Raw genomic sequence first — 11,778 nt, 5'->3', positions numbered from 1 at the left:
CCTCACCACGGCTGAAGCCGGGGGATTCCAACCGTCGCCGGTTGGTCTTCCTGCTTCACCGCCAGCCGCCCGCCGGGCTTGCGCCCTTGAGGTCTTACACCGGCTCCACAGGCGTTTCAGCTCTCCGCCAGCCCGGCGGCGAGCACGTTCTTGGCCGCGTTCACGTCCCGGTCGTGGACCGCGCCGCAGGCGCACGTCCACTCCCGGACGTTCAGCGGCATCTCCTCCTGCAGCGTCCCGCACCGCGAGCACAGCCTGGAGGAGGGGAACCAGCGGTCCACAGCCACGAGCGTGCGCCCGTACCAGGCCGCCTTGTACTCCAGCATCGACCGAAGCTCCCGCCAAGGGGCGTCGGAGATGGCGCGGGCCAGACGATGGTTTTTGACCATGTTGCGGACGGTCAGGTCTTCCACGGCGATCACTTGGTTATCGCGAACAAGCCGTGTCGTGACCTTGTGCAGGTGATCCCTTCTGCGGTCGGTGATCCGGGCGTGGACGCGGGCTACCTTCAGGCGGGCCTTGGCCCGGTTGCTGCCACCCTTGGCCTTGCGGGCGAGCGCCCGCTGCGCCTTGGCCAGCTTGCGCCGGTCGCGGCGTTCGTGACGAGGGTTGACGATCTTCTCGCCGGTGGACAGTGTGGCCAGCGCCGTGATCCCGGCGTCGATCCCCACGTTCGCGGCGACAGGTGGCAGCGGGCTGATCTTCTCTTCGACCAGCAGGGACACGAACCAGCGCCCAGCCGCGTCCTTCGACACCGTGACCGTGGACGGCTGCGCACCCTCGGGAATCGGGCGCGACCACACGATGTTCAGCGGCGCGTCCATCTTCGCCAGCGTCAACTGCCCGTCGCGCCACCGGAACGCCGACCGCGTGTACTCAGCCGACGCCCGCGCCTTCTTCTTGCTCTTGAAGGTTGGATACCGGGCCCGTTTGGCGAAGAAATGCGCGAATGCCGCCTGAAGGTGGCGCAGCGCCTGCTGCAACGGCACGGACGACACCTCGAACAGGAAGTCGTAGTCGCCGCTGCGTTTCCACTCGGTCAGCTTCGCCGACGACTCCACGTAGGAGACGCGGCGGCCTTCCATGGTGTAGGCGCGGGTGCGTTGTTCGAGGGCTTTGTTGTAGACGAGGCGGACGCAGCCGAACGTCCGGGCAAGCTCTTCGGCTTGGCCGGGGGTCGGGTAGAAGCGGTATTTGTAGGCCCGCTTCGCGATCTGCGCCACGCGTCACATGGTACCACGCGATCGGCTAAGCATCGTTCGTGTGTTCGGTATGCGGCGCTGTGCCGCGTTTCCTCCCCAGGGCTTAAGCCCGGGGTCTCCACGCTTAAGGAGATTCGATGAGACGAGTCATGGCGGTGCTGGGCGTCTTCGGGCTGGGCGCCGGCGTACTGGCGGGATGCGGACCGGCCGAGCGGCCGTACACGCCCCGGGAGGCCGCGTCGCCCGCGAGCGGGCGGCCGGCCCCGAGCCCGTCGAAGAGCGAGAGCGGCGCCGCTCCTGCCTCAGGGCCCGAAACCCTGAAGATCGGCGGCGACAAGCTGCGGGTGCGGATCGAGTGGCCCGACGACCCCGACCCGTTGTTGAAGCTCATCACCGGCTACTACGTCGCCTCCAGGAAGGCGCTCGTCTCCGGAAGCGATCGATACCTGAAGGATCTGGATCTCGAACTCACGGCGGTCCGCGAAGCGTACGACTGGGTGCACGGATACACCGAGGAGGACATGACCGTGAGAGGCGACGCCCGGCTCTACAACCTGCGCGTCGCCGCGCTGGTTGGCAAGGGCGCGCAGGTCAACGCGTGCGTGGACGAGTCGGAGGTGCGCGTGCTGTCCACGCGTACGGGGGAGGCCGTCGAGCCTCAGCCCGCCTTCGTGCGCGAGCCGTACCTGCAGGCCGTGCTCGCGCACCGCGGCGATGACGGGGTGTGGCGGATCAGATCGTTCAGCTATGGCGAGGAAGGGTGCACCCGATGAACCCCATGAGCTCGATCGCCGTCGCCGCGCTGCTGGTGCTGGCGGGCGCGGCAAACCCCAACGACGACGGTGGACGGACGGTAGGCACCCCCATCAAAGAGGGCCGCACGAGGGGCCTCAACCTCGCCCACTCGAAGATCGTCGTGTCCGGCGACGGGACCAGGGGCGGTAAGAGCGACGGTTACGTGCTCAAGCGCCCATGCTGGTACGAGCCCGGCTTGGACGCGAACGAGATGCTCAAGTCGCAGGAAAGCTTGCGGGCCTACTGGTTCAGGTTCACGGAGAACCCCACCGAGGAGAAGTGGCAGGCGTTCCTCAAGCAGTTCGAGGACAAGATCGGAAAGGACGGGCGCTGGTGGGGGCCCGCGTACAACGCCGCCGACCCGAAAGGGCAGGCCTGTTTCGCCAGTCTTGACCCGTTCGTCTTCGTGCCGCCCGGCACCACACCGCCCTCCGGCATCACGATCCAGGAACTGGCCGAGATCGCCAGAGCCGCGCTGACCGTGCCCGAGCCCACGGTCAAGCTGAACCCCGACGCCAAGAGCTACGTGAATCTGCCCACCTGGGTGTGGCTGGAGGGCATCGGCCAGCCGCGCAGGTCGGTGACCGCGACGATCCCCGGTGTCATGAGCGCGACCGTGGTCGCCACGCTCGAAAGCATCACGATCGACCCGGGCACCACGAAGGACCGCGCCGAGGTGCACGAGGAGGGGTGCGGGACGACCGGCAAGCCGTACACCAAGGGCGGCACGTTCTCGTGCGGCGTGCGCTATCTGCGCTCGTCGATCGACCAGCCGCGCGAGAAGTACACGCTGACGGTCTCCACCGTCTGGCCGGTCGAGGTGGTCGACAACGTGGTGCCGGTGCAGTTTGAGCCCGTGGAGGTCGGCGCCACCCGCGACGTGCCGGTGGGGGAGATCCAGAGCAACGTCAAGCCCTGAACCTGTTGTGGCCAGGGGCCGGCACGGGTGCCGGCCCCTGGATTCTCCTGCGTCGAGCCTCTAGAGGAACAGTTCGTCGGCGCTCTCCGCGGTGGCGGCCTTGCGCACCCAGGACTCCAGGGTGCGCAGGTCGGTGCAGGCGAGGATGCGGGCCCGTGCTTCGTCGGGGAGCGAGATGCCCCGGGCCTCCAGGATCAGCAGGACGGCCTTCGCCTCGCCCTCCGCCTTTCCTTCAGCCATTCCTTGGGCCTTTCCTTCGGCTCTGCCCTCGGCGAGCCACGCGCGCACCACTGCGCTTCTGGGGTGGTCAGTTGCCATGGCCATCCTGAGCTCCCTGATCACTTTGTCGAGCATGAAGTCGGGCAGACACGAAAGGACGAGGTCAGAATACTCGCTGAACTCTTCGGGCAGCTGCCCCAGTGCCTCGAAGAGGGTCAGAATGTTGCCGAGGCCCGCTTCCGACTGGCCGTGCACGATGGCCGAGACGGTCGCGAGCTCAGGCTGGTCGACGGCCCAGCCGAGATCGATGATCGCAGGGATCCCGTCCGGGCCGATGACGATGGGATGCAGCACCCACCTGGGATGCCCCATCTCGATGGGTTCCGCGCAGCGGCGGGCTGTCCTGGAGTCCTCGCAGAAGACGAGGAGCAGCACGGGACACTTCGTACGCGCCCTGAGCGTGGACAGGTATACGGGCCAGGACCAGCGTTTGCGGGTGTCCGGTTCGCGTTGCACCTCGAGGACCACCGCAGAAACCGGGGTGCCCTCCTTGCAGAGGATCACCACCGAGTCGGCGCGGTATTCGGTGGGCGTGCAGTCTGTGAAATCCGCATTCCCCAAGCGCGCCTCGTCGAACGTCGGTACGGAGACGCCCGTCCCGGCCAGCAGCGTGGCGACCAGGGACGGGCGGTGGCGTACGAGCTCGATCAGGTATTCGTGTTCCTGTGTCGGCATGCCGAACACATTACCGAATGTTATCGAACCATTACCAAGCGTTAGTGCTTTCTCCGGATTCGTGGGCGATCAGCCACTCTTTCACTGGTACGCCGTAGTAGTAGCCGCCATACCCCCCGCCGCTGGGCAAGACCCGGTGGCACGGCACGAACGGTGCGATCAGGTTCTGGGCGCAGGCCGAGCCCGCCGCCCTGGCGGCCGTCCTCGGGAGCCCGGCCCGCGCGGCGAGTTCCGCGTACGTGACGGTCGTGCCCGGCCTGACCTCGCGCAACGCCGCGTGCAGCCGCTTGCGCGTGGGCGTGCCGGGTTGCGAGACCGGGATGGCGTCGAGGGCCTCCAGGTCGCCCGCCAGGTAGGCGAGCACGGCCTCACCGGCGGGGCCGGGGCCGTCCACGACCTCCAGGCCCTCCGACTGCAGGGCGGGCGTGAGGCGGGCGTACATCTCCTTGGGTTCGGCGGTGAAGCCGGCCGCGACCAGCACCGCCTCGCGGGACAGCAGGGACAGCGGGCCCATGGGTGTGGGAACGAGCCGAGCAGCGATCATGATGAGCTCCAGAGGTGCAGGGCGGCGTACGCCCGCCACGGGCGCCACCGCTCGATGTGGTCGTGCGGAATGCCCAGGGCGGCCATGCGCTTGTCGAGCACGAGGTCGCCCACGGGCCAGGCGTCGGGGTCGCGCAGCGCCCGCAGCGCGACGTAGCTCGCCGTCCACGGGCCGATGCCGCGGACGGCGAGCAGGCCGGCCACCGCGTCGGCGGGGTCCTGGCCGCCGTCGAGGTCGATGCTCCCGTCGGCCAGGCGGGCCGACAGGTCCTTGAGGGTGGCGATCCTGCGGTTCGTCAGCCCGAGGCCGGTGAGGTCGGTGTCCAGGAGCCGGGCGGGCGTGGGGAAAAGGCCCTCGGGCGCGGCGGCCCTCGCGACGATGCGGCCGAGCAGGGTGCGGGCGCCCGCCACGGAGATCTGCTGGCCGACGACCGCGCGTACGGCCAGCTCGAACCCGTCGAACGTGCCCGGCACCCGCAGCCCGGGCCGCGCCGCGACGAGCAGGGCGAGCGAGCCCTGCCCGAGGGCCTCCGCGATGGCGCCGGGGTCGGCGTCGAGGTCGAGCAGGCGGCGGCAGCGGCCCACGAGCCGGGTGAGTTGCCGCGTGTCGTCCACCGCCACGTCGAGGGCGATGTGGTCGTGCTGGGCGGTGAGCGTGATCGTTCCGCCGGGCACGGCCCTGGCGTACGACGTGCGGTCCGCCACCTCGAGCCCGGGGATGGCGCGAGAGGCCAGGAAGCCGAACACGCCGTCCGTGTCGTACGGCTCGCGCCGGTGCAGCCGCAGTCGGAGCGTGACCGGCCCGGCGGCGTCGGCGACCCTGGCCGTGGCCCGGCCGGCCGTGGCCCGCAGCTCGCTGGGCGTGAAGCCGTACGTCTCCCGCATCGTCGCGTTGAACTGCCGGACGCTGCCGAAGCCCGCCGCGAACGCCACCTCCGTGACCGGCAGGTCCGTCTCGGTCAGCAACTGTTTGGCGAGCAGCAGCCGTTTGGTCCGCGCCACCGCCAGCGGCCCGACACCCAGCTCGGCCACGAACAGCCGGTGCAGGTGGCGTTCGGTGATGTGCAGCCGCCTGGCCAGCCCGGCGACGCCCTGCTCGTCGGCGGCGCCGTCGTCGATCAGCCGCAGCGCCCTGCCGATGAGGTCGCCGCGGACGTCCCAGCCGGGGTCGCCGGGGGAGAGCTCGGGACGGCAGCGCTTGCACGGGCGGAACCCGGCCGCCTCCGCCGACGCCGCGTGCCGGTAGAACCGCACGTTGCGGAACGACGGCGTACGGGCCGGGCAGATCGGGCGGCAGTAGATCCGCGTCGTCGTCACCGCGGTGTAGAAACGCCCGTCGAACCGGGCGTCCCTGGCGGAGACCGCCCGGTAGCAGGAGTCGAAGTCGAGCTCAGGTGGTGACATGTCTCCGACGCTACGCGCTCGTCGGCCGCGCCTACCAGCGGAAATCAGACCTCACCGTAAAACCACAGGCCCGCAGGCAGGAATGGGTGACCGGCGGGATTCGGACCTCGCTGTCGCAAGGTTCGCGGCTGGTGGCTGAGCACTATTTGGAGGAGACGCCCACGCCCAGGTCGAACTCGCGGTAGACCCGCGCCCAGAACCCGTCGCGCAACCACACCCGCGCCTCGGGGTAGGGCCGCAGCGAGTGGCCGAGCTCCTTCTCCGCCTCGATGAGCAGCTCGGTGTCGATCACGGTCGGCAGGATCGGGCCCGGCAGCAGGTCGCGGATGTTGTCGCGGCCGCGGGTGAGGATCCACTTCTGGGCCACGTGCTCGCCGACGTCCTCGACGCGGGGCCGGCTCGGGCCGAGCTTGGCCACCTGGCCGGGCTTGGCGTGCGGCTTGACCGGGGCGCGCCCGGCGAACACCTGGGCGGGGGAGGGAGCGGCGGCGGCCGGCGGGGTGACCGGGACGGGCTGGGGAGCGCGGCTGAAAAAGGGCCTCAGGAAATCAGCGGTGATCACTTCAACGGTGTCGGACTCCCACACCAGGCGCTCGGCCTGGTTGGTGCCGTAAGGCGGTTCGACCCCCCACAGATGGATGCGCACGCCGTAGGCCTGCGCCGCCTCGACCGCCGGAACCATGTCCTCATCGCCTGCCAGCAGGATCGTGTCGGTGACCGCATGATGTCGGGCCAGGGCCTCCAGATCGCTCCTGATCTGCGCGTCCACGCCCTTCTGCTGGCCGCGGGCGTTCAGGTTGCCAAGTCGCACCTTGACCCAGGGGAGCTGGGCTATGACGCGCTGGTCGACGGTTGGCACACGGTCACGGGCTGCGTCATACCAATAGATCCGCAGGAGTTCGCCGGAAATACGTTCCTCTGCATGTTTCTGTAGGCTCTGGATGAGCTCATCGGCGGCCACCCGATATTCCTTGCGCTCCTTCGCGCCGAGCAGCACCTCACCTGCCGCAGCGTACAGATAACCGACATCCACTAGGACGGCGTACTTGGCTGCCACAGGATGCGGCATGAGGTCTGGGATGGCCATGTCGTCCTCCAGGCCGCGGGTGTTAGTTGATCGGCTGACTATATACGCCTACTTTCTCTAGATAGTCCCAACTCCCGGGGAACTTGACACCCGATTCACAGGATCTATCTAGGGTAGTGCGCTCATCCGCCATGCCGACTTCCCTGGGACGACAGGCTTACGCATACCTCTGACGGGGTTTCGCCACGTTTGCCGTCGGCGGGCGGTAGGCGGCTGTGGTTCGGCGTGTCGGGCGGCGAGTACCGCCACCAACGCGGCGATCTCCTCGGGTGCGGCGTCGCCGCGAACAATGCGCAGATGACTCGTCATAGCGGGATGTTCCCATGCTTCTTGGGCGGCAGCGTCGCCCGCTTGTTCCGTAGCATCCGCAGCGCCCTGATGACCTGTGCCCGGGTCTCGGCCGGCCGGATCACCGCGTCCACGTAGCCGCGCTCCGCCGCGATGTACGGATTGGTCAGCGTGTCCTCGTATTCGGTGACGCGCTTCGCCCGCACGGCGTCGGGGTCGTCGGAGGCGGCCAGCTCGCGCCGGTAGAGGATGTTGACCGCGCCCTGCGCACCCATGACCGCGATCTGGGCCGTGGGCCAGGCCAGGTTGACGTCGGCACCCAGGTGCTTGGAGCCCATGACGTCGTACGCGCCGCCGTACGCCTTGCGCGTGATCACCGTGATCAGCGGCACCGTGGCCTCGGCGTAGGCGTAGAGGAGCTTGGCCCCGCGGCGGATGATTCCGTTCCATTCCTGATCGGTCCCAGGGAGGAAACCCGGTACATCAACAAAAGTCAGGATAGGAATATTAAAAGCATCACATGTTCGAATAAATCTTGCGGCCTTCTCGGAGGCGTCGATATCCAGGCACCCGGCGAAATGCATCGGCTGGTTGGCCACGACCCCCACGGGCTGGCCGTCGACGCGGCCGTAGCCGACCACGATGTTCTGGGCGAACAGCGCGTGGACCTCGAGGAAGTCCCCGTCGTCCAGCACGTGCTCGATCACCCGGTGCATGTCGTACGGCTGGTTGGCCGAGTCGGGGATCAGCACGTCGAGCTCGGGGTCGGGCTCCAGGTCGACGGCCGGCTCGAAGACCGGCGCCTCGTCCAGGTTGTTGGACGGCAGGTACGACAGCAGCGCCTTGACGTAGTCGAGGGCGTCGCCCTCGTCGTCGGCCTGGTAGTGGGCCACCCCGGACTTGGTGTTGTGCGTGTGGGCCCCGCCGAGCTCCTCGAACGTGACCTCCTCGCCCGTCACCGTCTTGATCACGTCAGGGCCGGTGATGAACATCTGCGACGTCTGGTCCACCATGACGACGAAGTCGGTCAGCGCGGGCGAGTAGACGTGGCCGCCGGCCGCGGCGCCCATGATGAGCGAGATCTGCGGGATCACGCCGGAGGCGTGCACGTTGCGCTTGAAGATCTCCGCGTAGAGCCCGAGCGCGACCACGCCCTCCTGGATGCGCGCGCCGCCGCCCTCGTTGATGCCGATGATCGGGCAGCCCGTCTTGATCGCCAGGTCGAGCACCTTGACGATCTTCTCGCCGTACACCTCGCCAAGTGAGCCGCCGAAGACCGTCACGTCCTGCGAGAACACGCACACCGGCCGGCCGTCGACAGTGCCGTGGCCGGAGATGACGCCGTCGCCGTAAGGCCGCCGCTCCTCCAGCCCGAACATCGTGGACCGGTGCCGGGCGAACTCGTCGAACTCCACGAACGAGCCTTCGTCCAGCAGCGCCAGCACCCGCTCTCTGGCGGTCATCTTGCCCTTGGCGTGCTGCTTGGCCACCGCGGCCGCCGACCCCGCGTGGGCGGCCTCGTCGAGCCGTCGCTCCAGGTCAGCGATTTTTCCAGCAGTGGTATGGATGTCCAGCTTTTCCGGTAGGTCGTCAGCCGCTGCAGTCATGCGCGCAAATCTAGTCCGTCCGTCAGAGTGGATCCATGATGGATGCCGTTCGTACCCATGGCCTGGTCAAACGTTACGGGTCGCAGGTCGCTGCGGCAGGGGTCGATCTAGTGGTCCCCGGGAGTTTCGCCGGTCTCGTCGGCCCCAACGGCGCGGGCAAGACGACCACGCTCAGCATGATCGCTGCGCTGCTCCGTCCCGACGGCGGCCATGCCGAGGTCGACGGGCTCCACGTGTGTCGACGCCCACCTGACCTGCTGGGCAGCAGTGGTCTAGTCCAATAACTGAGACCGGTCTACGGTCGTTCGTGGCGACTCGCTACCCTTCGAAACATGATTGACCAGGGGCTCGAACATCGCAGCGCCGCCGTGACCGAGATGCCGGACGAGCTGCGCCACGATGTGCGCCTGCTCGGCAAGCTGCTCGGCCAGGTGCTGGCCGAACAGGGCGGCGAAGACCTGCTGGCCGACGTCGAACGGCTGCGCAAGGCGGTCATCGCCGCGCGCAGGGGCGAGATCTCGGCCGACGAGATCACCGACATGATCGCAGGATGGGAGATCGAGCGGGCGGTCGAGGTGGCCCGCGCGTTCACCTGCTACTTCCACCTGGCCAACCTGGCCGAGGAGCACTACCGCATCCGCACGCTGCGCGAACGCGACGCCGAGGGCAGGGTGCAGCGCGAGTCGCTCGCCCAGGCCGTACGCGAGCTGGGCCACGAGCGCGTCACCGAGCTGGTGGAGGGCCTTGAGCTGCACCCGGTGCTCACCGCGCACCCCACCGAGGCGCGCAGGCGCGCGGTCGTCACCGCGATCCAGCGGGTCAGCGGCCGGCTCACCGAGTACAACTCCCCGGGCCGCGGCGCCTCCGAGCGGGCGGAGAGCAAGCGGCGCATGCTGGAGGAGATCGACCTGCTGTGGCGCACGGCCCAGCTCCGCTCCACCAAGCTCGACCCGCTCGACGAGGTGCGCACCGCCATGGCCGCCTTCGACGAGACGCTCTTCCGTACGGTGCCGCAGGTCTACCGCGCGCTCGACGCGGCGCTCGGCGCGGCGGCCGACCCTGCTCTTGACGGGGGCACCGGCACCCGCCCGCCGCGGGCCAGGCCGTTCATCCGCTACGGCAGCTGGATCGGCGGCGACCGCGACGGCAACCCCAACGTCACGGCCAGGGTCACCCGCGAGACCGTCCAGATCCAGTCCGAGCACGTGCTGACGGCCCTCGAGACCGCCTGCTCGCGCATCGGCCGCACGCTGACGGCCTCCGCCCAGTTCGCCCCCTGCTCGCCCGAGCTCAAGATGGCGCTGGCCACGGCCGTGGACGCCTACCCTGAGGTCGTCTCCGAGCTGGCCACCCGCTCGCCGCGCGAGCCGCACCGGCAGTGGCTGCTGTTCGTGGCCGCGCGCATCGCCGCCACTCACCGCCGCGACCTCGACCTGGCCTACCGCTCGCCCGACGAGCTGCTGGCCGACCTGCGCCTGGCGCAGGAGTCGCTGGCGGCGAGCGCGCCGCGCCAGGCGTACGGCGAGCTCCAGCACCTCATCTGGCAGGTCGAGACGTTCGGCTTCCATCTGGCCGAGCTGGAGGTGCGTCAGCACTCCCAGGTGCACGCCGCCGCGCTGGAGGAGCTGCGGGCGGGCGGCGAGCCGTCGGAGCGCACCGAGGAGGTCCTGGCCACGATCCGGGTGATCGCCTGGATCCAGGAGCGGTTCGGGGTCGGCGCCTGCTCCCGCTACGTGGTCTCCTTCACCCGCTCGGCCGGCGACGTCGCGGCCGTCTACGAGCTGGCCGGGCACGCGCTCGGCGACCGCGCGCCCGTGCTCGACGTCGTGCCGCTGTTCGAGTCGGGCGAGGACCTGGCCAACTCGCCGCGCGTGCTCACCGGCATGCTCGACATCCCGCAGGTGCGGCAGCGCCTGGCCGACACGGGCCGGCGCATGGAGATCATGCTGGGCTACTCCGACTCGGCCAAGGAGCTCGGCCCCGCCGCGGCCACCCTCCGGCTCTACGAGGCGCAGGAGGAGCTGACCCGCTGGGCCGCCGAGCACGACGTGAAGCTGCGCATGTTCCACGGCCGCGGCGGCGCGCTCGGCCGCGGCGGCGGCCCGGCCAACCGCGCCGTGCTGGCCCAGGCCCCCGGCTCGGTCGCGGGCAGGTTCAAGGTCACCGAGCAGGGCGAGGTCATCTTCGCCCGATACGGCCACATCGCGATCGCCCGGCGGCACCTGGAGCAGGTGGCCAACGCCGTGCTGCTGGCCTCCTCGCCGACGATCGGGTCGCGCACCGCGGCCGCCGCCGAACGCTTCCGAGGCCTGGCCGAGCAGGTCGCCACGGCGTCCGAGCGGGCCTACAGGTCGCTGACCGAGGCGGAGGGCTTCCCCGAGTGGTTCGGCCTGGTCAGCCCGCTCGAGGAGATCGGCACGCTGCGCCTCGGCTCCCGTCCGGCCCGCCGCGGTCTGGGCGCGCCGCGCTCGCTCGACGACCTGCGGGCGATCCCGTGGGTGTTCGCGTGGGCGCAGACCCGGGTCAACCTGCCCGGCTGGTACGGCCTCGGCACCGGCCTGGCGGCCGTCGGAGACATCGAGGAGTTGCGGGCGGCGTACGCCGAGTGGCCGCTGTTCAACGCGATGCTCGACAACGCCGAGATGTCGTTGGCCAAGACCGACCGCTCGATCGCCAAGCGTTATCTAGCGCTGGGCGGCAGGGAGGACTTCGCCCGGCAGGTGCTGGAGGAGTACGACAGGACCCGCGAGCTGGTGCTCAGGGTCACGGGGCACAGGCGTCTGCTGGAGAACCGCAAGGTGCTCTCGCGGGCGGTCCAGCTGCGCGACCCGTACGTCGACGCGCTGTCGCACCTGCAGCTGCGGGCCCTGCGCGCGCTGCGCACCGGCAACCCGTCGGAGCGGGAGCGCGACCGGCTGTCAACGCTCCTGCTCCTGTCGGTCAACGGCGTCGCGGCGGGGCTGCAGAACACCGGCTGAG

At 69.5% G+C, this 11,778-nt stretch carries 11 protein-coding genes; 4 read left to right on the top strand and 7 right to left on the bottom strand.

What is annotated here, in order from left to right; all coding sequences use genetic code 11:
* Nucleotides 1–116 precede the first annotated feature (116 nt).
* Nucleotides 117–1,223 carry an RNA-guided endonuclease TnpB family protein gene (locus tag ABGA98_RS02710; protein WP_347616554.1) on the bottom strand — a complete coding sequence of 369 codons (1,107 nt, stop codon included), beginning with the start codon at nucleotides 1,221–1,223 and terminating at the stop codon, nucleotides 117–119.
* 116 nt (nucleotides 1,224–1,339) lie between these two features.
* Between ABGA98_RS02710 and ABGA98_RS02705 the strand changes: the two genes are divergently transcribed.
* Nucleotides 1,340–1,975 carry a hypothetical protein gene (locus tag ABGA98_RS02705; RefSeq protein WP_347616553.1) on the top strand — a complete coding sequence of 212 codons (636 nt, stop codon included), beginning with the start codon at nucleotides 1,340–1,342 and terminating at the stop codon, nucleotides 1,973–1,975.
* Nucleotides 1,972–2,916: a hypothetical protein gene (locus ABGA98_RS02700; protein WP_347616552.1), complete on the top strand. Its 945-nt coding sequence runs from the start codon at nucleotides 1,972–1,974 to the stop codon at nucleotides 2,914–2,916. The genes ABGA98_RS02705 and ABGA98_RS02700 overlap by 4 nt, the downstream gene beginning before the upstream one ends.
* Nucleotides 2,917–2,976: 60 nt before the next feature.
* Here the strand turns inward: ABGA98_RS02700 and ABGA98_RS02695 are convergent, their stop codons facing one another.
* The 6 genes from ABGA98_RS02695 to ABGA98_RS02670 all read right to left on the bottom strand — a co-directional run bounded on the left by ABGA98_RS02695 (nucleotide 2,977) and on the right by ABGA98_RS02670 (nucleotide 8,799).
* Nucleotides 2,977–3,870, bottom strand: coding sequence for a hypothetical protein (locus ABGA98_RS02695; protein WP_347616551.1), 894 nt, complete (start codon nucleotides 3,868–3,870; stop codon nucleotides 2,977–2,979).
* 31 nt (nucleotides 3,871–3,901) lie between these two features.
* On the bottom strand, nucleotides 3,902–4,414 hold the full coding sequence (locus ABGA98_RS02690; protein ID WP_347616550.1) for a methylated-DNA--[protein]-cysteine S-methyltransferase: 513 nt from the start codon (nucleotides 4,412–4,414) through the stop codon (nucleotides 3,902–3,904).
* On the bottom strand, nucleotides 4,411–5,817 hold the full coding sequence (locus tag ABGA98_RS02685) for an Ada metal-binding domain-containing protein (RefSeq protein ID WP_347616549.1): 1,407 nt from the start codon (nucleotides 5,815–5,817) through the stop codon (nucleotides 4,411–4,413). Before ABGA98_RS02685 ends, ABGA98_RS02690 begins: the two co-directional genes overlap by 4 nt.
* A gap of 142 nt (nucleotides 5,818–5,959) precedes the next feature.
* A complete protein-coding gene (locus ABGA98_RS02680; protein WP_132591039.1) occupies nucleotides 5,960–6,904 on the bottom strand; it encodes an NYN domain-containing protein in 945 nt (314 codons plus the stop codon).
* A 108-nt stretch (nucleotides 6,905–7,012) separates the two neighbouring features.
* On the bottom strand, nucleotides 7,013–7,213 hold the full coding sequence (locus tag ABGA98_RS02675; protein ID WP_347616548.1) for an acyl-CoA carboxylase subunit epsilon: 201 nt from the start codon (nucleotides 7,211–7,213) through the stop codon (nucleotides 7,013–7,015).
* Complete coding sequence (locus tag ABGA98_RS02670) at nucleotides 7,210–8,799, bottom strand: acyl-CoA carboxylase subunit beta (RefSeq protein ID WP_347616547.1); 1,590 nt, start codon at nucleotides 8,797–8,799, stop codon at nucleotides 7,210–7,212. Before ABGA98_RS02670 ends, ABGA98_RS02675 begins: the two co-directional genes overlap by 4 nt.
* Before the next feature lie 35 nt (nucleotides 8,800–8,834).
* On the opposite strand from ABGA98_RS02670, the gene ABGA98_RS02665 reads away from it, so the two are divergent.
* Both ABGA98_RS02665 and ABGA98_RS02660 read left to right on the top strand, forming a co-directional pair.
* Nucleotides 8,835–9,083, top strand: coding sequence for an ATP-binding cassette domain-containing protein (locus ABGA98_RS02665; protein WP_347616546.1), 249 nt, complete (start codon nucleotides 8,835–8,837; stop codon nucleotides 9,081–9,083).
* Nucleotides 9,084–9,131: 48 nt separating this feature from the next.
* Entirely contained in the window at nucleotides 9,132–11,777 is a 2,646-nt protein-coding gene (locus ABGA98_RS02660; RefSeq protein WP_347616545.1) for a phosphoenolpyruvate carboxylase, read from the top strand.
* Nucleotide 11,778: the final 1 nt, after the last annotated feature.

It is taken from the genome of Nonomuraea sp. B1E8, from assembly GCF_039871515.1.
In the GTDB taxonomy this organism is placed as follows: Bacteria; Actinomycetota; Actinomycetes; order Streptosporangiales; family Streptosporangiaceae; genus Nonomuraea.
This window is presented reverse-complemented; position numbering and strand designations above follow the sequence as displayed.

What these genes read in the sequence shown, in the direction of transcription:
- ABGA98_RS02705 (WP_347616553.1), top strand. Translation starts at nt 1,340, where the DNA reads ATGAGACGAGTCATGGCGGTGCTGGGCGTCTTCGGGCTGGGCGCCGGC.
- ABGA98_RS02700 (WP_347616552.1), top strand. Translation starts at nt 1,972, where the DNA reads ATGAACCCCATGAGCTCGATCGCCGTCGCCGCGCTGCTGGTGCTGGCG.
- ABGA98_RS02695 (WP_347616551.1), bottom strand. Translation starts at nt 3,870, where the DNA reads ATGCCGACACAGGAACACGAATACCTGATCGAGCTCGTACGCCACCGC.
- ABGA98_RS02690 (WP_347616550.1), bottom strand. Translation starts at nt 4,414, where the DNA reads ATGATCGCTGCTCGGCTCGTTCCCACACCCATGGGCCCGCTGTCCCTG.
- ABGA98_RS02685 (WP_347616549.1), bottom strand. Translation starts at nt 5,817, where the DNA reads ATGTCACCACCTGAGCTCGACTTCGACTCCTGCTACCGGGCGGTCTCC.
- ABGA98_RS02680 (WP_132591039.1), bottom strand. Translation starts at nt 6,904, where the DNA reads ATGGCCATCCCAGACCTCATGCCGCATCCTGTGGCAGCCAAGTACGCC.
- ABGA98_RS02675 (WP_347616548.1), bottom strand. Translation starts at nt 7,213, where the DNA reads ATGACGAGTCATCTGCGCATTGTTCGCGGCGACGCCGCACCCGAGGAG.
- ABGA98_RS02670 (WP_347616547.1), bottom strand. Translation starts at nt 8,799, where the DNA reads ATGACTGCAGCGGCTGACGACCTACCGGAAAAGCTGGACATCCATACC.
- ABGA98_RS02665 (WP_347616546.1), top strand. Translation starts at nt 8,835, where the DNA reads ATGATGGATGCCGTTCGTACCCATGGCCTGGTCAAACGTTACGGGTCG.
- ABGA98_RS02660 (WP_347616545.1), top strand. Translation starts at nt 9,132, where the DNA reads ATGATTGACCAGGGGCTCGAACATCGCAGCGCCGCCGTGACCGAGATG.